Source organism: Leifsonia sp. SIMBA_070 (assembly GCF_046534635.1).
Lineage (GTDB): Bacteria > Actinomycetota > Actinomycetes > Actinomycetales > Microbacteriaceae > Leifsonia.
This window is the reverse complement of the sequence record NZ_JAWRYK010000001.1, coordinates 43,670-63,893: the sequence shown is the minus strand read 5'-3', so window position 1 is coordinate 63,893 and position 20,224 is coordinate 43,670. Positions and strand designations below refer to the sequence as shown.

General features: G+C 65.1%; 16 protein-coding genes. 10 read left to right on the top strand and 6 right to left on the bottom strand.

Features of this window, described 5'->3' with window-relative positions; all coding sequences use genetic code 11:
- Positions 1-4: 4 nt before the first annotated feature.
- Positions 5-1,294 (bottom strand): MFS transporter, encoded by a 1,290-nt coding sequence (locus tag SB754_RS00260; RefSeq protein ID WP_410780346.1) that lies wholly within the window; start codon positions 1,292-1,294, stop codon positions 5-7.
- Between the two features lie 177 nt (positions 1,295-1,471).
- Here SB754_RS00260 and SB754_RS00255 point away from each other — a divergent pair, with 177 nt between their 5' ends.
- Positions 1,472-2,083, top strand: a complete 612-nt coding sequence (locus tag SB754_RS00255; protein WP_410780345.1) for a TetR/AcrR family transcriptional regulator — start codon at positions 1,472-1,474, stop codon at positions 2,081-2,083.
- Between the two features lie 178 nt (positions 2,084-2,261).
- On the opposite strand, the gene SB754_RS00250 is transcribed toward SB754_RS00255, so the two are convergent.
- Positions 2,262-3,257, bottom strand: coding sequence for a LacI family DNA-binding transcriptional regulator (locus SB754_RS00250; RefSeq protein ID WP_410783236.1), 996 nt, complete (start codon positions 3,255-3,257; stop codon positions 2,262-2,264).
- Between the two features lie 182 nt (positions 3,258-3,439).
- On the opposite strand from SB754_RS00250, the gene SB754_RS00245 reads away from it, so the two are divergent.
- The 8 genes from SB754_RS00245 to SB754_RS00210 all read left to right on the top strand — a co-directional run bounded on the left by SB754_RS00245 (position 3,440) and on the right by SB754_RS00210 (position 13,000).
- The gene (locus tag SB754_RS00245; RefSeq protein WP_410780344.1) at positions 3,440-4,381 is read left to right on the top strand and encodes a carbohydrate ABC transporter permease; all 942 of its coding nucleotides are present in this window, start codon (positions 3,440-3,442) and stop codon (positions 4,379-4,381) included.
- A complete protein-coding gene (locus SB754_RS00240; protein WP_410780343.1) occupies positions 4,378-5,202 on the top strand; it encodes a carbohydrate ABC transporter permease in 825 nt (274 codons plus the stop codon). Before SB754_RS00245 ends, SB754_RS00240 begins: the two co-directional genes overlap by 4 nt.
- Before the next feature lie 134 nt (positions 5,203-5,336).
- Positions 5,337-6,587 carry an ABC transporter substrate-binding protein gene (locus SB754_RS00235; RefSeq protein WP_410780342.1) on the top strand — a complete coding sequence of 417 codons (1,251 nt, stop codon included), beginning with the start codon at positions 5,337-5,339 and terminating at the stop codon, positions 6,585-6,587.
- 106 nt (positions 6,588-6,693) lie between these two features.
- On the top strand, positions 6,694-8,217 hold the full coding sequence (locus tag SB754_RS00230; RefSeq protein ID WP_410780341.1) for a family 43 glycosylhydrolase: 1,524 nt from the start codon (positions 6,694-6,696) through the stop codon (positions 8,215-8,217).
- Positions 8,218-8,268: 51 nt separating this feature from the next.
- Entirely contained in the window at positions 8,269-9,459 is a 1,191-nt protein-coding gene (locus SB754_RS00225; protein ID WP_410780340.1) for a serine hydrolase domain-containing protein, read from the top strand.
- Positions 9,460-9,513: 54 nt separating this feature from the next.
- Entirely contained in the window at positions 9,514-11,154 is a 1,641-nt protein-coding gene (locus tag SB754_RS00220; RefSeq protein ID WP_410780339.1) for a DUF5597 domain-containing protein, read from the top strand.
- A complete protein-coding gene (locus tag SB754_RS00215; RefSeq protein WP_410780338.1) occupies positions 11,151-11,888 on the top strand; it encodes a sugar phosphate isomerase/epimerase family protein in 738 nt (245 codons plus the stop codon). Before SB754_RS00220 ends, SB754_RS00215 begins: the two co-directional genes overlap by 4 nt.
- A gap of 5 nt (positions 11,889-11,893) precedes the next feature.
- On the top strand, positions 11,894-13,000 hold the full coding sequence (locus tag SB754_RS00210; RefSeq protein WP_410780336.1) for a Gfo/Idh/MocA family protein: 1,107 nt from the start codon (positions 11,894-11,896) through the stop codon (positions 12,998-13,000).
- Here the strand turns inward: SB754_RS00210 and SB754_RS00205 are convergent.
- Complete coding sequence (locus SB754_RS00205) at positions 12,997-13,812, bottom strand: SGNH/GDSL hydrolase family protein (protein ID WP_410780335.1); 816 nt, start codon at positions 13,810-13,812, stop codon at positions 12,997-12,999. The two genes, SB754_RS00210 and SB754_RS00205, sit on opposite strands and share 4 nt — an antisense overlap.
- On the bottom strand, positions 13,809-15,050 hold the full coding sequence (locus SB754_RS00200; RefSeq protein WP_410783235.1) for a multidrug effflux MFS transporter: 1,242 nt from the start codon (positions 15,048-15,050) through the stop codon (positions 13,809-13,811). Before SB754_RS00200 ends, SB754_RS00205 begins: the two co-directional genes overlap by 4 nt.
- 237 nt (positions 15,051-15,287) lie before the next feature.
- On the opposite strand from SB754_RS00200, the gene SB754_RS00195 reads away from it, so the two are divergent.
- On the top strand, positions 15,288-16,268 hold the full coding sequence (locus SB754_RS00195; protein WP_410783234.1) for an aldo/keto reductase: 981 nt from the start codon (positions 15,288-15,290) through the stop codon (positions 16,266-16,268).
- Here the strand turns inward: SB754_RS00195 and SB754_RS00190 are convergent.
- Together SB754_RS00190 and SB754_RS00185 are read right to left on the bottom strand one after the other, a co-directional pair.
- The gene (locus SB754_RS00190) at positions 16,258-18,432 is read right to left on the bottom strand and encodes a family 78 glycoside hydrolase catalytic domain (RefSeq protein WP_410780334.1); all 2,175 of its coding nucleotides are present in this window, start codon (positions 18,430-18,432) and stop codon (positions 16,258-16,260) included. The genes SB754_RS00195 and SB754_RS00190 overlap by 11 nt on opposite strands.
- Positions 18,433-18,578: 146 nt before the next feature.
- On the bottom strand, positions 18,579-20,192 hold the full coding sequence (locus tag SB754_RS00185; RefSeq protein ID WP_410780333.1) for a PKD domain-containing protein: 1,614 nt from the start codon (positions 20,190-20,192) through the stop codon (positions 18,579-18,581).
- Positions 20,193-20,224 lie beyond the last annotated feature (32 nt).

The following is a 20,224-nucleotide window of genomic DNA, read 5'->3' as shown; positions in this document are numbered from 1 at the left end:
GTCCTCACGCCGAAACGGCGGTCTCGTCGACCGGTTCGGTCTCGTGGTCGAATTCGTTGATCATGCGGCCGCTGCGCACCCCCCACCAGCCGATCCCGACACCGACCGCGGCGAGCACGGACATCACAATCAGGAACCCTGGCAGCGATGTGGTCAGCAGCACCGGGATCGGGGCGAGCAGAAGCGCGGGGACCAGGCGGGCCCCAGAGAAGATGACTCCCTGACCGGTGGAACGCAACAGGGTCGGGAAGGCCTCGTTGACCCATACTCGGAAGATCGGCTCTCCGCAGAACACGGTGCCGAACCCCGAGGTGAGGATCATCGCCACCAGGGTGATGAGGCTCACGCCGAACACCACAGGGATCAGATACGCGGCGACGAACATCACTCCGCCGATGAGGAAGAAGGTGAGCCGGAACCGGGTGTCGACCACGCGCATGAACAGGTACTGGACGATGATCGCCAGAGGTACCAGGAGCAGGATGAAGACGGAGAACTGGGAGACTGGGACGCCGGCGAAGTTGGCCGCGATGTACGCTGCGTAGGAGCTGACCAGCGTGATCGGGATGCTCACCAGAGTGAAGAACGCCGCGAGGACGAGGAACGGGAAGCGCAGGGGCGGCTTCACCAGGTCACGGAACCGGGTTCGCTCCGCTCGTATGGTGTGGATCCCACTGCGTCGCTCATTCCGGGCCTGAATCCATGACGCCGATTCCGGGATGCTGAGCCGCAGAACCAGGACCAGGACCGCGACGACAGCGATCATGCCGAAGATCGCCTGAGCACCGGCCCTGCCCATGCCGCCAGTGAACGTTGCAACGAGCACGGCCGCGCCGATTCCGACGCCGGCGAGCAGGTTCGACAACACGAGGATCTTGCCTCGGTTCTCATCGGTCGCAGCTTCCGCGATGGTGGACAGCGATACCGGAATGTCCGCGCCGATCGCAATTCCCATGAGGGCGATGCCGGCGAAGATCACCGGGAACTGGGTGCCGAAGGTCGCCGTGGTGGCACCGACCGCAATGAGCAGCATCGTGGTGATGAAGACGCGCCGGCGACCGAAACGGTCCCCCAGCCGACCGCCGATGATGGCGCCCACTGCGACGCCGAAGGTCAGCACACTGGTCAGCAGCCCTATCTCCTCCGGTTTCAGCCCGATCGTCTGCTGGTAGATCACCAGCGCCAAGCCGGTTCCGACCAGGGCCGCCCCATCTACGAACGATGCCATCCCGGCGACCCAGCCCACCCACCAGGGGTTCACGGCCCGTCGCTGTGGTGCTGAGAGCTCGGTCATTGTCTTCTCCCTCGAAGCTGGACCCCTTGCCCGGAACCCTGGCTGACTTCCTCGATCAAGGACGCAAGCCCGACCATACCGCAACTTTAGCCATATTGAAAGTATTCGTGGCGGACAGGTTTCGATGTGGCTAAACTTGACGGAGAGCGTTGGAGGCAGCGAGGAGCGGAGGAGCCCGTGACAACCACAGAGCCACCGGCCGAGCGAGCGAAAGGCAGGCGGGGCCGGTACGCGAACGGCCAGCAACGTCGGGAAGAGTTCGTCAACCAGGCGTTCGACCTCTTCGCCAACCAAGGGTTCCAGCGGCTCTCCCTCCGCAAGATCGCGGAAGAACTGGGCGTCAGCCACGCCGCCCTGAGCTACCACTTCCCCGCGAAAGAAGATCTCCTCGAAGCCGTCTTCGACAAGCAGACCGAGAACGACCTCCCCTTGCTAGAGAAGGCGCTCGCCGAGCGGGGCATCCTGGACCTTCTCCCCGAACTGATCAGGCAAAGCGAAACGACACCCGGCCTCGTCCTGCTCGACGCAACTATGCAAGCTGAAAGCATCCGCCCCGAACACCCCGCGCACCGCTACATGAAACAGCGCATCAACCAGCTCAACATCGACGTCAACCGTGAACTCGAACGGGAACGCGATCGCGGGCGCATCCGCCCCGACCTTGACCTCGATATCGCCACTCGCCAACTCACCGCGATGATCAGAGGTCTGCAGCTGCAATGGCTTTACGACCCCACTATCGACATGGAAGCGCACGTAGCGCCCTTCCTCGAGTACCTACGCTCGTGATTCCGTTTTAGACCGAACGGAACGTCCGTGACCGGCGTCGCAGTGCCGGCGGCCGGGCCGCGGAGGATACGGGGCACCAGCCGGGCCGGTCGTCCCCGGCGGAGAGATCGAGAGCGAGTGGGAGCGGTTCTTCGCAATCACTCCACAGGTGCTCCACCTCCAGCCCCAAGGACAGGGGCTATCGACTCCCAGGCGCACACGTTGATTCACGCACGATCAACTTGGTGGGAAGCTCGATGCGCTCACCCGGCCGGGCAGTACCGGATCGGACTTCCTGAATGAACTCGACCGCCCGCGATGCCATCTGGCGGATCGGCTGACGAATGGTTGTGAGCGGCGGTACGAGGGAGACCGCGAGAGGGGTGTCGTCGAACCCGACAACGGACAGGTCCTCCGGGATCCGCAGGCCCAGCGTCTTCGCCGCTCGGTACACCCCGGCTGCCATGGCGTCATTGCAGGTGAACACTCCGACCGGGAGCGATGCGTTGCTCAGTAGCGGGCGAAACGCGGGTGCGAGATCGGCGTCCGTCCACGAAGCCTTGACGGTCGTCACCTCAGCGTCCGGGACGCGCTCCTCGATACCGCGCCGGAAGCCGGCCTCACGAGCTCGACCGAACCGGAACGGCGGATGGCCGACGACCACGATGAAGCGTCGGATTCCGAGCTCGGCCAGATGGATGCCGGCGTCATACCCACCAGCCTCATCCGTCGTGCCGATGCTCTCCAATTCCCCATGCGCATCAGAGCGCGGGTCAAGCAGCACCACCGGGATGTTGAAGCCGCGCAACTGCGCCAACTGACGTTGGGTCGGGCGGATCAGACCGAGGATGATGCCACCCGACTTCCGGGCAGCGGCGCGCGTAGGCCAGTCGTCAGCAGGGTCGTCACGTTCGGAGGTGAGGACGAGGTCGTAACCGAGTCGGGCGGCAGCGGACCGAGCTCCGCTGGCAACTTCATCCGTCCACGGGTCATCGAAAACACCGAGGACGAGCTCGATCATGCGCGGGTCCGTCGTCGACGGTCGTCCACGAGGTGTCGGGCTCCGTTGATACCCGAGCTCTCGAGCCACGATCTGGACCCGAGAACGCGTATCCGCAGGCAGGTCCCCCCGACCCGAGAGGGCACGGGACACAGTGGACAGGGACACACCTGCTGCGGCCGCGACATCCGCCATCGAAACGCGTCCGGCGTTCTGCATCGGCCCGTTCTCCCTCCCGACCTGAGTCACATCTTATTGCGCAAACGCTACGCGTCACTACAGGTCATCGACGTACGATCACACCACTAACCCGCGATCCCCCGGACGCAGCCCACCCCACCGCGGCCCCGAACCCACAGCTCCAAGCAGGTAGGTCAATGACGACGACGCTCCAGACTCCCGACATCGCGCCGGTGACCCCGACCGAGACGCGCAGGCCACGCCGCCGACGCAGTTCCGTCGGGCGCGCACTGTGGTGGTTCGCCCTGCCCGCGGTCGCCGTCTACCTGCTCATCGTCATCATCCCGACCGTCCAGGGCGGTTACATGGCCCTGACCAATTGGTCGGCCTTCAAGCTCGATCCGAACTTCATCGGATTCGACAACTTCGTGACCCTCTTCCATGGGGATTCCGGCGCCGCGGCCCTGAGAACGCTCTTCATCGCGGTCGCCACCGTCCTCGTTCAGAACGTGATCGGACTTCTCCTGGCGATGATGCTCAACGGGCGTCTCAGAGGAAGAAACGTCCTTCGAACCATCATCTTCGCGCCGATGGTGGTGTCACCCCTCGTGGTCGGATACCTCTTCAAGTACATCTTCGGGCCCCCGGGAACCGGCGCGATCAACGTCGCCTTGAAGTCGTTCGGTGTGCAGCAGATCGACTTCCTCGGCAATCCGACTTCCGCCTTGTGGATCATCATTCTGGTCGTCGTGTGGCAGTTCACCGGATCGACGATGATCATCTACCTCGCAGGACTCCAGGGGGTGCCACCCGAGCTGCTCGAGGCGGCTTCCCTGGACGGCGCGGGAACGTGGGCGAAGTTCCGGCACATCACCCTGCCGCTACTGGCACCCGCTGTGACCATCAACCTCATGATCGGGTTGATCGGCGGCCTGAAAATCTTCGATCAGATCTTCGCCATCACAGGTGGCGGACCGGCCGGCTCGACGGAGACGATCTCGACCCTCATCTTCAAATACTTCTCACAATTTGGCGACTACGGGCTCTCCGCCGCTCTGGCGGTCGTTCTCGCTATCGGTGTCGCCATCCTCTCGCTCGTGCAATTCGCCGTGCTCCGACGTCAGGAGAGAAACGTATGAACGCCCTCAAGGCCGGTCGCGCCGGCGCCTACGCCTTCTCCTACGGCAGCAGTCTCCTGTTTCTGATTCCTGTCTACCTTCTCGTCAACCTGGCGATCCGGCCCGCTGGTGACTTCACGCCGGCGTTCGTCCCGAGCATCCACGCCACAGGTGACAACTTCGCCCAAGTCTGGGCCCAGTCGGGACTGCCCTCAGCCATCGTGACCAGCATGCTCATCACGACCGTGTCCTGCCTCGCCATCCTGATCATCTCGACGATGGCGGCGTACCCGCTCGCGCGATCGACGGCAAAGCTCTCGACGACGACCTTCTACTTCTTCCTCATCGGCTTGCTCCTGCCGGCGCAGGTTGCTCTGCTTCCGCTCTATCTGACAATGCGCGACTTGGGCCTGCTCGGCACCCCCTGGGCACTCATCGTCCTGTACGTGGGCGGCAACATGCCGTTCGCGATCTTCCTGACCACGACCTTCCTTCGCTCCAGCGTTCCCCTGGAATTCGAGGAAGCGGCACGGATCGACGGATGCCGTGACTCGCAAGTGTTCCTCCACGTCGTCCTGCCGCTGCTTCGACCAGTGCTCGGAACCCTCATCATCCTCATCGGCGTCGGCATCTGGAACGACTTCTTCAGCCCACTGCTCTACCTCGCCGGTAGCGGAATCACCACCATTCCTGTCGCGATCTACCAGTTCGTCGGCGCCTACTCGACCAACTGGTCGCTCATCTTCGCCGCGCTGATCATTTCGATGGTCCCTGTGCTGACGATCTACCTCCTCTTCCAGCGGTACGTCATCCAAGGCTTCGCAGGAGGCCTCAAGGGCTGACGCCTCTGGCGCGACCCGCTACAACCAGCGCTTCCGGTCCCGAACCGGTCGGCATCACCCCCAACCACCACCAGCACTCACAGAAAGCAGGATCGATGAAGATTCGAACTGGACTAGCCATCGGCGCGCTAGTCATGACCGGCAGCCTCCTTGCCGGCTGCTCCGGCAGCGCCAGCCCCGCCCCCGCAAGCTCCGACGGAAAGATCACCGGAACGGTGACGGGCATCTGGGACTCGACCTTCAAGGACTCGATCGATCCGATCGCAAAAGCCTTCGAGAAGAAGCATCCCGGAGTCAAGATGGACATCTCCTACCAGGGCGGAGACCTGGGCGGTGTCCTCAGCACTCAGCTTCAGGCCGGAACGGCCCCAGACCTCCTCATCACATTCCCCGGCGGCACACCCGGTGCCGGCGGCGGCACCAACGTCGTTACCCTCGCGTCCCAGGGCCGGCTCCTCGACATCTCCTCCTCGGCGTGGACCAAGACGATCCCTGACCAGTGGAAGAGCGAGGTGGACTACAAAGGCAAGACCTACGCGTACCCCGGCATCGCGCAGGGTATGGGCGCCATCTACAACCAGAGCACTCTCGACAAGCTCGGACTCAAGATCCCGACCACGATCGACGAGGTCTACACCCTCTGCGCCGCCGCGAAGAAGGCAGGCGTCTACGCCTACGCGCAGGGGCTCGGCGACGCACTCTCCGGGCCGCAGATGCTTTCATACGCGCAGACCGCTTCACTGGTCTACGGCCCGCACCCGGATGCAGCCAAGCAGACTCCCGCCGGCACTTTCAACTTCGCAAAATCCGGTTGGAAGGACCAGCTGGAGATCTATAAGAAGATGCAGGACAAGGGCTGCTTCGGTGAGGGCGCGCTCGGTCGCGATCGAAACCAAGGTGGCGATGAGGTCGCTGCGGGCAAAGCCCTGGGTATCGTCGACGTCTCGGCTGTCATCGGCGCCGTCGAGGCAAAAGCACCGAAAGACAGCTTCGTCTTCGCTCCGATGCCCGCGACAAACAACGCAAAGGACACCTTTGCGACCGCGCTTCTGGGATACACCATCGCCGTGAACGCCAAAGCCAAGAACCCCGTCGCTGCCCAGGCATTCCTCGAGTTCCTCTCCGAGCCGGACCAGATCGCAAAGCACGCCGCCGCCTTCGCCGCCCTCCCTGCGATTCCGCAAAAGGGTTACAAGGCCCCAGCGGCACTCGAAGAGTTCGCGAAGTACATCGACGCGGGCACCTTCACCAAGCTGCCGGTGTGGCCGAACGCGGCGACCCAGCCGGCCATCAACCAGTCGATCCAGTCGATGCTGCTGGGCAACGACACTGTCGACGGCACCCTCGCCAAGATCCAAGCGGCATACGACAAGGGCGTCCAGTAAATCGGTTGCAGTCCTCTGCGTCCGCCGCCTCGTCAGAGGACGGGGCGGCGGACGTTGTCTTGCACCACCCGAAGACCGCTCCACACGATTCACAAGGAGGTCGCCTGTGTTATCCAGTCCGACACGCGAGGAATCCGGCACCCAGCGATCAACCAGTCGACCTGGCAACGGCGCCACCGAACCCATCCTCCCGGGCTTCTACCCGGACCCGACCATCTGCCGGGTCGGTGAGGACTATTACCTCGCAACCTCCAGTTTCGAGTACTTCCCCGGTGTTCCGCTCTTTCACAGCAGAGACCTGCTCAACTGGTCGCAGATCGGCCACATACTTTCTCGGCGAACTCAGTTCCACCGCGGTGACGGTGCCGAATCGACCGGGATCTACGCCGGAACCCTCCGCCACCACCAGGGCCGCTTCTGGTACATCACGACCAACGTCAGCGACTTCGCCTCCGGCCAGGTCGTGGTCTCCGCAACCGACCCCGCTGGGCCTTGGTCGGAACCCGTCTTCGTCGGTGACGCCATCGGCATCGACCCCGACCTCTGCTGGGACACCGAGGGAAATTGCTTCCTGAGCTGGAAAGCGATGGATTTCATGTCCGAGACGGGCATCCTGCAGTCTCGCATCGACCTCGAATCAGGCGCACTGCTCGATGAGCCCTACCCGATCTGGCAGGGAAGCGGGCTGGACGCAGCCGAAGGACCGCACCTGTACCACGTGGACGGAACCTGGTATCTGATGCTCGCAGAGGGCGGCACGGAGCGCGGCCACTCGGTGACCATCGCGCGCGCCCCACATCCGAGCGGGCCGTTCGAAGCCCACCCCGGAAACCCCATCTTCTCCCGGCGCAGCGTGGTCTCGCATCCGGTCCAGAACGTCGGTCACGCCGATTTGGTCCAACACACCGACGGGAGCTGGGCCGCGGTGTATCTCGGCGTACGGAACCGCGGATCGACACCAGGCTTCCATGTGCTCGGACGGGAAACATTCCTCTCTGGTATCGACTGGGTCGACGGCTGGCCGGTATTCAATGAGTCGGCGTTCGATATCCCCCTATCGGATAACTCCTTCTTCGACGACTTCCGCGCAGCACGATTGGCTGATAGGTGGGTGACGCCGGGAAGCGAAGCGGAACGCGTCGTTCGCCCATCGTCGGACGGTGGCCTCGAGTTGCTGCATTCGCCCGAGTCGCGTGGCCTGCTGTGCACACGGGTACGGGATCTGCAATGGACTGCAGATGCCGTCGTCACCGGGTCCGCTCGACTCCAGCTCCGCGTCGATGACAGCCACTGGTACGGACTGGCCGTCGATGACGGCGTCGTCCGAGCTCTCGCACGGGTTGGGGGCATCCAGCATTCGCTCGGATCTTTCCCCCTCGCCGGAGAGCGGACCGTCCTGCGCGTCAGGAGCGTTGCGCCACGGCCCCGTCCGAAGCCCCTGCGCTTGGCCGGTCCCGACGACATCGTGCTGTCCGTCGTCGACGACGACGGTGTGGATCACGAGCTCGGACGACTAGACGGACGCTACCTGTCGACAGAAGTGGCCGCCGGATTCACCGGAAGGATGCTGGCCGTCGGCGCAGGAATCTCCCGTGGGCGACTGATCTCCTTCACCTATGCAGCGGGTTGACATCGAACTACAGCTCACGTCGACGAACACCACGAGAGAAAGAGACCGTGCATGACGGCCAACACTGAGACCCCCTCCGGCGGCACGGCCGCCAACGCGGTTCGAGGGTGGAGCGAACCAGGCTTCGGGTCCGTCGTCCACGCTTTCGCCTCGACTATTCCGGACGATGGTCAGACCGGCGGCGCCCTGTCCGTCTGGATCGAGGGCCGACCGGTCATCGAGGTCCATGGGGGCATAGCGGACCACCGCACCGGCGAGCCGTTCACCGAGCGCACCCTGCAACCGATCTTCTCGTGCTCAAAAGGAGTCGCCAGCCTGCTGGTCGCACGGCTCGTCGAGCGAGGACTGATCGAGTCGTTCGAAACACCAGTGGCCGCGATCTGGCCGGAGTTCGCGGCCAACGGGAAGGACTCGCTGACCATCGGTGACGCACTCGCCCACCGAGGCGGTGTCTCCGCACCCCGGGTCGACCTGACCCAGGAGCAGGTCCTCGACGGCGCCACCCTCGCCGATGCCCTCGCCGCGCAGGAGCCCCTGTGGGAGCCAGGGACCAACCATCACTACCACGCGCTGTCACACGGCGTCTTCACCGAACAACTCGTAGCCCGAAGCGCCGGCGTGCCGATCTCCCAATTCCTCCAAACCGAACTCGCCGTCCCATTGCAAGCCGAGGTGTTCTTCGGGCTCGGCGATGAACAGTCCCCGCGACTCAGCCATTGGATCGACGCGGAAGGAGAAGTCAGCCAGTTCGCGGACCAAGAGCCCATCGCCGATCCGGAAGCAGCGTACTGGCACGACCGCGCGATGACACTCGGCGGTGGGATCGGTATCCCCGACTTGAACCGCCCGGAAGTGTTCCACCACGTGCTCGCGGGAGTGGGCGGAGTGGCCACCGCCTCAGGTTTGGCCCGCATCTGGTCATCGACAGTGACACCGACCCTGGGCTACCGATCCATCAGCGACGAGATGATCGCGACCTTGAGCAGCCCCAGGAGCTCGGGACCCGGAAGGTTCCCCGTCAGTCCCCCTCCCTACCAGTCGTGGGGCGCCGGCGTGATGATTCCCTCGGACTGGGAGCGATACCTCACCCCTCGTTCGTTCGGCCATGACGGCGCCGGCGGGCAAGTCGCGTTCGCCGATCCCGAAACGCGTATCGCCGTGGCGTATCTGACCAACCGCATGGGCGATTGGGCCCGCGGTCAACGGATCGTGTCGGCTCTCAGCCACGTGGTCGGAATCTGAGTCGGCTCGGTCTCCGATCGGCTTTTCACCTCACGCATCCCCTTGGAGAGATTCATGCCCCCACCGCATCGCTGCTTCATCAACGGCCGATACATGTTGCACGGCCGGCCGCTCCTCCTGGTCGCCGGGGAAGTCCACAACTCCGGATCGAGCACGCCGGCCGCGATCGAAACCGCGCTCGACGCGGCAATCCGGCTCGGCGTCGAGACCGTGCTCGCGCCCGTCGCCTGGGAATCGATCGAACCCGAGGAAGGACGATTCGACTTCTCCCTCGTCGACGCCCTGGTCAACGCCGCCCGGGTTCGCGGCCTGCACCTGATCCCGTTGTGGTTCGGCACCTGGAAGAACGGAATGTCGACCTACGCCCCGATCTGGGTGAAGGGCGATCCCCAACGCTTCCCGCGGATCCTCAACTCCGACGGACTGATCCTCGAGGCAGTGACGCCGTTCTCCGACCTCGCTCGCGACGCCGACGCTCATGCGTTCGCTGCGCTCATGCGGCACCTTGCCAGTGTCGACGACGGCAAGACCATCCTCATGGTGCAAGTCGAGAACGAGGTCGGTGTGCTGAGCGACGCGCGGGACCGTAGCCCGCTCGCCGAGTCCAGATGGAACCAGCCTGTACCGACCGAGGTCCGAGACGCCATCGCAGCGTCCGGTTCAGGACGCCTTTTCGACGCCCTCCAACTCGGAAGCCGGCACAAGTCTGCAGACTGGTCGAGCCTGCTTGGGGACGAGGCGGAAGAAGCGTTCATGACAAGCGCATACGCGAGCTACATTGAGACCGTCGCCCGCGCCGGCCGCGAAGAATTCGACGTCCCGCTGTTCGTGAACGCCTGGGTCGACGCGAACGCCGAAAGCGACGGCGGGGACACCGACTTCGCCCTGGCCGGCGGGGTCCGCCCCGGAGAGTACCCCAGTGGAGGACCGCTGCGGCACACCGCGAGCATCTGGCGTGCACTCGCCCCGTCGCTCGACTTCCTCGCACCGGACCTCTACTTCGGCAGCTTCGACACGATCGCCGAAGCGTATCGCGCAATCGGCGGCGTCCTGTTCATCCCCGAGATGCAGTGCAACCGCACCGGTGTGGAGCAGATGTTCAGAGCCGTCGGCCAGCTGGGCGCGGCCGGCGTTGCGCCCTTTGCCTTCGACCTCATGCGGGAGGACGACGCCCACTATGACGAGGTTCGCGACGCCTTCGCACTCCTCGCCGCGCTCGGCACCGTTTTGGCGCAGCATCCCGATGCCGAACTCCGCGGATTCACGCTGACCGCGCAGGAGCCCTCGCGTGAACTCTTCGACGGTTCGCTCGAGGTCACATCGAAGCACATGTCAGAGATCTTCCCCTCGCCCCAGAACGGCGTCGGCTGTGTTGCGCGCATCACGAAGGACAGCTACGTCGTCATCGGGCGCGGTTTCGCTGTCCGCCCCCTGAACGGCCTAGGCCAGCGCGGAGCCTGGGCGGCCGTCGAAGAGCTCGAGCGGGCAGACGACGGATTCACGGTGCGACGACGACTGAACGGCGACGAGATCGGCGGCGGGGAGTGGGTCCGCCTGCCGATCGTGAACCAGACCCAATCCGACCTCTTCCCCATCCGGCAGAACCTGCACCTGTCCGGCGTCCTCCGCGCCACCACATATAGCGCGACACCGCCCACGGCGGTCGTGCCCGAAAGGACTGTCCCCAACCGATGACCTATTCAGTGCAGCTCTGGTCCGTCCGAGCCGATTTCGCGACGGACCCGACCGGGACATTGCGTCGACTTCGCGCGGCCGGCTTCACAGCCGTCGAGCCCTTCGACATCTTCGACCTCGCCGAGAACCACGCCGCAACTCTCTCCCAACTCGGCTTGAGCGTTCCCTCCGCCCACGTCCCGCTCCTCGAACGGACCGATCTCAGTGAGGTCATCGCCGCCGCAGCGACACTCGGAACACACACCCTTATCGATTCCGGCCGGCGTGACGGGTGGGACGACCCCGCAGCCATCAGCGACTATGCACAGCAGCTGAACGCTCACGCACACGAAGCGGCTGCTCGCGGTCTGCAGGTCGGATACCACAACCACTGGTGGGAACTCGGGACCTCGGAGGAAACCGCCCTCGAACGTTTCGCCGGGCAGCTTGATCCGGCAGTCGTCCTCGAGGTCGACATCTATTGGGCAGCGGTCGGCGGCGCTGATGTCTCCGCGCTGCTCAAGCGGCTGGGCACACGCGTAGCCCTGATGCATGTGAAGGACGGCGCCGTTATGCCGAATCCCCCGTCGCAGAGTCAGGTGCCCGTCGGCTCAGGCGAAGTTTCGATCTCAGAGGCGCTCGACGCCGCCCCCCACGCCCTGCGCGTCCTGGAGTTCGACGACTATGTCGGCGATGTCTTCCACGCCCTCAAGATCGGCCTGGGCGTCGTCATCGCACTGGACGGACGGAGATGAGCGAGATGCGAAACAGGCCAGTGGGTATCGGCATCATCGGTGCCGGTGCGATCAGCACCACCTACCTCGAAAACCTCACCCGATTCCCGGACGTGGAAGTCCACTTCGTCGCGGATATCGACACAGGCCGGGCGCGCGCCCAAGCATCGCGCTTCGGGGTGCCCCATGCGGGCACCGTCGATGACCTGCTCAACTCGGATGAGATCGAGATCGTGGTCAATCTGACCGTTCCCGCAGCGCACGCCCCGGTGGCCAAGCAAGCCCTCGAAGCCGGGAAGTCGGTCTGGTCCGAGAAGCCGTTGGCCCTCGACCGCCGATCGGGAGAAGAACTCATCGCCGAAGCCGCGGCCAGAGGACTCCGCGTGGCCAGCGCACCCGACACGTTCCTCGGTCCGGGCATCCAGTCCGCACTACGCGCGATCAACGACGGGCTCATCGGTTCGCCGGTCACAGCGCGCGCCTTTTTCCGCAGCCCCGGGCCAGAGCCATGGCACCCGCGCCCGGATTTCTACTATGCCGCAGGCGGCGGTCCGCTGTTCGACATGGCCCCCTACTACCTGACCGCGTTGGTGCAGCTGCTCGGGCCCATCGCAGCCGTCAGCGCCACCTCCACCAGGCCACGCTCGACCAGGGTGATCGGCTCGGGCGAGCGACGCGGCGAGGAGATTCGGGTGGAGATCGACACGCAGTACTCAGCGCTGTTGCGGTTCGAGAACGGCGTCACCGCTCAAGCCGAATTCAGCTTCGACTCGCCTTTCGCCTACGAGCCTCTGCTCGAGGTGACCGGAAGCAGCGGTGCCATCACGATCTCGGACCCCAACGCCTTCGACGGAACCCACTACCTGTGGAGCTTCGGCGACGACTCACCGCGAGAGATCGCCGCCGACGGATCCGGCATCGGCCGCGGGACAGGGGTCGTGGAGATGGCCCGTGCGATCCGACGCGGAGTACCGCAGCGAGCGTCGGGTGCACTGGCTTACCACGTGCTTGACGTGATGATCTCCATCCAGGAATCGGCCGAGGAACGCTGCTGGATCGATCTGGCCAGCACTGTAGAACGGCCCGCTCCGCTTCCTGACGACTTCGACCCCCGCCGGCGGACGGTCGGCTAGACCGAACGCCGACCGAGGAGCGCCAGCACTTCATCTGCCGCAGCGCGCATCCCTGCTCGTGTGGGATGGAAGGGCGCACCGTCGCCCTTCCGAGTCTCGGACCCGAGGACGTAGGGCTGCGCGCTTCCGGCGCCGTGCCCGGATTCATAGGCCGAAGCGGGAACTAGATCCGCGCCCGTACTCTTCGCGGCCACCACGAAGAGGCTGGACAATTGTGCGGCGACTGCTCGGAAGTGCCGGATCTCGCTCTCGGTCAGGGGGAGAACCGGCCCGGACGTGCTGTCGTCGTCGAAGACGGGGAGATAGTCCACCAGGATGATGCGGGCACGTGGCGCTCGACGTGAGCACTCCATCACGATTCGCTCGAGCCCCGCAATAGCGAGCTGGACCTGCTCGTCGCTGGGTTGGATGAGCGGCGAGCGGCGAAGCGCCCGGCGTCCCAGCGATCGAGTGAGCGGTCGGCGGATCAGACCGTTCGCTCGGGCACGTGCGGCCAGGCTACCCACGTATTGGAGGTCGTTGCCGCCGGCCGTCAGCAGGACGAGATCCGTGTCCGGACGGACGCTTCCGATCTGCGGAAGGAACCGTCGCCGGCCAACGCGCTGTCCGCCGTGCAAAATGGTGGCCGTCGTCGCGCCGGAGACCGTTGCGTCGATGAGTCGTCCACCGAGCTTGCGGCTGACGAGGTGCGCCGCATTTTCGCCGGATCGACCGGCCGCACGGTTCACCACCGGAGCGATGCCGGGGCCCGCCGCGAAAGAACTGCCCAGAGCCACAATCGTGGGGAAGGAGTGGGCACCGCCAACGTTCATCCTCCGGTCCTCGTCTGTCGTTCGCGTGGGTTCCGGTGCCGGCGTTCAGCCGAGTGTGCGCGTGTCGCTCTCGGGGCAACGCCAGTCCTCGTGTCCACCATGAGCCACAGCAGCAGTGTCGCGACAGCCATGGCGAATCCCATGACGAGCCCGAGAGGGCCAAAGGTCGTGACCCCGAGGACGCCGACAAGGGGCGCGGCCAGTCCGGCGAGCCCAAAGTTCGCGGCGCCCATCACGGCTGCTGCGGTGCCCGCGCGTGCCGCCTGATCGCCCAGACCGATTGCGCCCAAGCACGGCCCGCATGCCCCCGCGAGGGCGAAGAACAGCAGCATGATCACGACGATGGGAGGCAACCCTGGCAGAAGCGACGGAAGTACGCTCAGCCCGAGACTCGTCAATGCCATCGTCGGCAGCACGACTGTGAGCACCGCAACCGGCGATCTGCGCTGAGCGCACATGGCGGAGACCTGGGTGCCGGTGACGAAGGCGACAGCGTTGCCTGCGGAAATCAGCCCGTACCCTTGCGGCGACAATCCGACCTTCTGCTGGAACAGGAAAGAGGAGGCCGACAAGTAGGCGAAGACCGAAGACACCATCAGTCCACCGATAAGTGCGACACCGACGAACCGCCGGTTTCCGAGAAGCATGCGGTACGAGTGCCAGACGGCTCCTCTGTCGCGGCGATCCGAACGGTGTTGCTCGGCAAGCGTCTCGGGAAGCCAGAGAACGCAGGTAGCAAGCATGACTGCGCCATAGACGGCGACGATCACAAAGATGCCCCGCCAATCCAAAAGCTGCATGAGTTCCGCCCCAAGGAACGGTGCCACGACGGGGGCGATACCCGTGAAGAGCGCCACCCGCGCCAGTCCCCTGATGAGCTGACGTCCGTCCGCCACATCACGGATCATTGCGAGAGCCACGACCCCGCCTCCGGCCGCGCCAGCGCCCTGAACCACCCTCAGCGCGAGGATCCAGGTGATCTCGGGAGCCGACGCGATCGCGAGACTGGCGCCCACATGAGTCGCGGTGGCGATCAAGAGCGGTATTCGTCGTCCGACGCTGTCGCTCCACGGTCCGACCACAAGCTGGCCGAGGGCGAATCCGAGAGTCGCCGCGCTCAAGGTGATCTGGATCTGGGTCGGTGTCGTATCCAGGTCGCTCTGCATCTGAGGGAAGGCAGGCAGGTAGAGATCGATCGTCAGCGGACCCAGCACGGCGAGAAGTCCAAGGACGACCACAAGCCGCGTGGGCACGCGAGGCGAAGAGCTGATGGACTGGGCAGCTGAGGTCACTTGGGCTCCGGTCACGGGAAACGATTTCCGGGGCGGAACCGGGAGGTGATGATCGAAACCAGAGTGCCAGGTGCGGCCTTTTGCCCGGCCATCGTTGCGCAAAACCGCCTGATCTCGACTCCGGCGTACGAGGATTGCACTGCGTTTCCACCCACTCCCGTTCTGAGGACGAGGACGATCGACTTGGCAACTCTGCGACGACCCCACGAACCGGCTCGTCTTGCGCGGCGACCCCTCGGGGCGAGTGGACTTGTTGTGACGGCGTTGGGGATCGGCGGAAGTCCGATGGGCGGCTCCGCGGCGCTCTACGGTCACGACACCACCAGGGAGTCCGCGATTCGCACCGTCCAGCGTGTGTTCTCCAGTCCGGTAAACCTTCTGGACACGTCCAACAACTATGGTGAAGGACGCAGCGAGCTACGCATCGGCGAGGCCATCGCCCTCTCTGGCGGGGTGCCCCCAGGGTTCGTGCTGGCCACCAAAGTCGACGCCGAGCCGGGCACAGGACGGTTCGACCGCGATCGGGTGCTCCGATCCTTCGACGAGAGCCTGTCGCGGCTGGGCGTCGATTCGGTCCATCTCCTGCAGCTTCACGACCCGGAGATGTACGTCAGCGCAACACAGGCCCTCGGTCCGGGCGGAGCTGTGGCCGGCCTGATCGAGCTTCGGGATTCGGGCCGGGTCCGGGGGATCGGGATCGCCGGTGGACGAACCGCGGAGATGTCCCGATATGTCGCCTCGGAGTGCTTCGATGTGCTCTTGACCCACAATCGCTTCACCCTCGTCGACCGAACGGCGGATCGCTTGATCGAGGAGGCGACAGCACGCGGGATGGGCGTGCTCAACGCGGCTCCATTCGGCGGAGGTGTCCTCGCCCGGACACCACAATCGGGCGATCGCTATGCCTACGGCTCGGGAACGGTGGAGCAGGTCGTGGCCGCAACCGCCATGCACGGCCTGTGCGCCCGGGCGGGCATCCCGCTTGCCGCGGCGGCCCTCCAGTTCTCGCTGCGCGACGCGCGCATCCACTCGACGCTGGTTGGAGCGTCCAGCCCGGGGAGGATCGATGCGAACCTCGCCCTGCTCGAAGTAGAGATTCCGGACGAGACGTGGGAGGCGCTCGAGGAGCTTCTGCCTCCCCGAGAGTCCTGGATCAACGACTGAGCGTCAGCTCATGGTGTCCAGGAGGAAGTTCGATGTCGGCGAGGTCCCGCCATCGGACGACTGCCGGAGCTGCCGTGTCGACCGTAAGCGCCACCAGGTCCCCCACGACCCTCCAGCGAACGCGGACAGGCCCTGATGGCAGCTCAATCGAGGTCTCGCACCATTCCAGTCCGGGACCCGGGCGCGGTGCGATCAGAACCCGTCGATAGCCCGGTTCAAGCGGCGCGATCCCACCAACCGTGCGGTGCATCCAGTCCGCGACCGACCCCAGCGCGTAGTGATTGAAGGAAGTCATCTCCCCCGGGTTCACCGAGCCGTCCGGGAGCATCGAATCCCAACGCTCCCAAACGGTCGTCGCGCCCATCTCCACCTGATACAGCCAGGAAGGGCACTCCGTCTGCAACAGGAGAGCGTACGCATCGTCGACGTAGCCGGACTCCGAGAGCGCTTCCGTCAGATACGCCGTGCCGGCGAACCCGGTGCTGATCCGGTGGCCATTGGCACGAACCAGTGCAGCCAGCCGGGCTCCCGCGGTGTCACGTTCACCATCGGTGAGGAGACCGAACACGATGGCGAGCGCGTACGCAGTCTCCGTCTCGATCTGCAGCGCTCCGTTGTGAACGTAATGGGATCGGAACCCCGCGCGCACCCGCGTGGCGATGCTACGCCACCGCTCGGCGTCAGCCTCGTGGCCAAGGATGTCCGCCGCACTGGCGAGTATGCCGAATGTCCGATACCCGCTTGCCGTGGCGACGAGGGTGGGGGGTGTGCGGGAGGCCGCGGGGTCGTCCGGTGGCGCGAGCGGGTCGAGCCAGTCACCGAACTGGAACCCCCGGTCCCAGACCCCGTCCGCCGACAGCACGCGGGCGACCGCCTCGCCGTGCAAGGTCATCGCACGGTACAGGCGACCCAGCCTCGCTTTGTCTCCGTCGTGTTGGAAGAGCGCCCACGGCACCCAGACTGCCGCGTCTCCCCAGACTGCGGTGGGGAATGGGGACCCGAGCACCGGGTCGCTCTCGGCCCCGCGCTCCAACGCGAACATGTTCGGGACCACGAAGGGTACGACACCTCCGGTGTATTCCGTCTCTGCGGTGAGGTCCAGCATCCAATCGGTGAGGAAATCTTGGGCGTCGAAAAGGAAAACGGCGGTCGGCGCGAACACGGCCAGATCACCGGTCCAGCCGAGCCGCTCGTCTCGCTGCGGGCAGTCCGTCGGCACGTCGACGAAGTTGCCTCGCATGCCCCACACGACGTTCTCGTGGAACCGGTTGAGTTGGGGGTGGGAGGACGAGAACCGGCCGATTCGCCGCATCGAAGACCCGATGACCACGGCTCGCAGCGCATCGTGGAGCTCTGCGGTGGATCCGGTCCAGCCGGTGATCTCGGCATAACGGAAGCCGTGGAAGGTGAAGGTCGGCTCGAAGACATCCGGACCGCCGGACAAGATGAACGTGTCCGTGGCGCGGGCGGTACGCAAAGGCCTGACGGCGAGCTCACCGCCCTCGAGCACCTCAGCATGGCGTGCGACGATCGTCGAACCACGGGAACCGTGGACGCTGAGACGAAGCCAGCCGACGAGATTTTGCCCGAAGTCGATGAGCAATCGTCCTGAAGGGGAATACCAGATGCGCAGCGGTTCGAGGTACTCCTGGCGTTCGATCGGCGGTCCGACGTAGGGCTCAATGCTTGCGGCAGGGGTCGGAACCGTCGTCACAGCCCGCCAGGTCGCCGGATCGCCGGCCCGGGCGTCGATGTCCTGACCGTCGTAGAGGTCCGCGCGGATGCTGGGGGACGGAGCCCACTCCCAGGATTCGTCGGTCACCACCACCCGAGTTGATCCGTCAGCGTAGGTGATGGTCAACTCCGCCGCCGCTGCTGCTCGTTCGCCGTACAGTCCACGGCTTCCATAGAAGCCCAGCCGTCCGGCGTACCAGCCTGCTCCGAGGTCCAGCTCGAGGACGGAGCCAGCGCCCAACAGGTGCGGGTCGAGGTCGTGCTCGGCGTATCGGAGCCGCCATTGGTAACTCGACCACCCCGGTGTAAGGACCGAGGAACCGATCCGGGCCCCGTCAAGCCGCGCCTCGACCACCCCCAACGCCGTCAGTCGAAGCACCGCGCTGACGATCGTGTCGCCGCTGATCGCTGGGGCGAGAGCCGCGCGCATCCGTACGACGCGGGCAGGGTCGGAATCGCCGTCGGGAGCGATGAAGCGGGGCGCCCAGGAGAGCACTATGGGTCCAATCTGTGCAGCACTGGTGGAGAAAGGTCGGGGGGTGCCGCATCCGATGGGACGCGGCACCCCGATCTGATCTACTTCACGACGACGTTCGTACGATCCAGGTTCTGAACCGTTGTGAGCGTCTGCGTGCTGTCCCCGTCACGCTGCGACCCGACCCGGATGGTCGGGTAGTACGTGCCAGCCGCAGTGAATCGGTACGAGGTGTGGACGACCAGCGTGGTGCGGCCGGAGGGGATCGTCACCGGCTGGAAGTTCCCGTCCCCCTTCGGGTCCCACTCGACCGAGACGATCGAACCGGTACCCGGCGGCACCTGGATCCGAGCGTTGAAGTCAACGGTCTCCCCGGTCCGCGCATCGCACCGATGACCGGCTCCCTGAATGGTCAGATCGACCAGCGGCTGAACCCCGCCGCGGTTGATGGAGTCCGAGAGCACCAACTGGTTGTCCTGCGCGATCCGATACGAGCTCGATTTCGCCGGTACTGTTCCACGCTCGACCCACGAGGACAAGTCGTCGAGCGCACGGTAGACGATCGGGACATAACCAACCAGACGATCAGCCCCGGCACCCGTGCGGTTCTCGGGGTTGTGATCGGCGTTCTCCGTGTACCACACCCGGAATTGGGCATCGGCGCGCGACCCCAGGGCAGACCGGATCTGATCGGCGTACCATGCGCCCTCCCACGGATACGCGTCCGCATCGACGGTGCTGTTGACGGCGATGACCTTGACGTCGATGGCGCCGCTGAAAGTGGCCCCGCCGGTGATGCTCGACGAGATGATACGTGCGACGTTGGTCGCACGCTGGGGGTACAGCGGCGTGCCATCCGCGTTCCGGAACTGTCCGTAGGCGGCATCGAAGCCTGACGCGGGAATGGTGTAACGGTGGTAGGCCATGAGTGCCAGCCGCGCGCGCAGCGAGGGGTCCTGCGCAACGGCCTGCCGGAAGAAGTCTCCGAGCGCCGATTGCTCGGTGCCGAGGTAGCCGGGCTTGCTCCAGAAGTCCGCGACATAGGTCGGGTCGATCTGAGGCACGAGGGCGACGAAACCGTCGAATGCGACCGTCGTGGCCAGGTAGTCGAAGTCCTCCCACGCCTTCAGCGGAATGCCCATACGAGTGGCCTCCTTCAGAACGGAGCTCTCCATGGGCGAGAGACCGGCATACGGGTTTCCGCTTCCTCCCGGGCGCTCGGCCGCCTCCAGCTGATCCTTCTTGTCCTTGAGCACGAAGGTGGCGAGCGCACGGACCGAGAAGTTGTGGATCACCGAGAGCGGCGACCCCTGCACGATTGGAACCGCGCCCTGCCACACCCCCGAGGTGTACTCGAGTGCGCCGTCGACCTGGAAAGCGCCGCCGCTCCAGCCGTACAGGTAGCCGAAGATTCCGGCGCCGTTCACTCCATAGAAGTTGGCGGCCACCGTACGGGCGAACTTGGCCGCTGCCGCAGCATGGCGGTAGCCGGCGATCCCACTCGTCTGCACGCTGTAGCCACCGTGAGTTGTCGCAAAGGCCACGCTGTCGACGGGCTCCTGACCGTCGAGTGGGTAGGTGAACTGGAAGAACCTGTTGTGCCACGCGTTCTTCGGCGGCAGGTAGATGCGGAAGGAGACCGATGTGCCGTCGAAGTGACCCTGAACCAGGTGCGCGGTTGCAGGCTGCGTCACGTCGGACTGACTGTCGATCACCGGGGTTGCGTAGGTCGGATCGACACACGTCG

Excerpts from the sequence above, each read along its gene's own strand:
- SB754_RS00260 (WP_410780346.1), bottom strand. The coding sequence starts at position 1,294 with ATGACCGAGCTCTCAGCACCACAGCGACGGGCCGTGAACCCCTGGTGG.
- SB754_RS00250 (WP_410783236.1), bottom strand. The coding sequence starts at position 3,257 with ATGGCGGATGTCGCGGCCGCAGCAGGTGTGTCCCTGTCCACTGTGTCC.
- SB754_RS00245 (WP_410780344.1), top strand. The coding sequence starts at position 3,440 with ATGACGACGACGCTCCAGACTCCCGACATCGCGCCGGTGACCCCGACC.
- SB754_RS00240 (WP_410780343.1), top strand. The coding sequence starts at position 4,378 with ATGAACGCCCTCAAGGCCGGTCGCGCCGGCGCCTACGCCTTCTCCTAC.
- SB754_RS00235 (WP_410780342.1), top strand. The coding sequence starts at position 5,337 with ATGACCGGCAGCCTCCTTGCCGGCTGCTCCGGCAGCGCCAGCCCCGCC.
- SB754_RS00225 (WP_410780340.1), top strand. The coding sequence starts at position 8,269 with ATGACGGCCAACACTGAGACCCCCTCCGGCGGCACGGCCGCCAACGCG.
- SB754_RS00220 (WP_410780339.1), top strand. The coding sequence starts at position 9,514 with ATGCCCCCACCGCATCGCTGCTTCATCAACGGCCGATACATGTTGCAC.
- SB754_RS00215 (WP_410780338.1), top strand. The coding sequence starts at position 11,151 with ATGACCTATTCAGTGCAGCTCTGGTCCGTCCGAGCCGATTTCGCGACG.
- SB754_RS00210 (WP_410780336.1), top strand. The coding sequence starts at position 11,894 with ATGCGAAACAGGCCAGTGGGTATCGGCATCATCGGTGCCGGTGCGATC.
- SB754_RS00205 (WP_410780335.1), bottom strand. The coding sequence starts at position 13,812 with ATGAACGTTGGCGGTGCCCACTCCTTCCCCACGATTGTGGCTCTGGGC.
- SB754_RS00190 (WP_410780334.1), bottom strand. The coding sequence starts at position 18,432 with ATGCGCGCGGCTCTCGCCCCAGCGATCAGCGGCGACACGATCGTCAGC.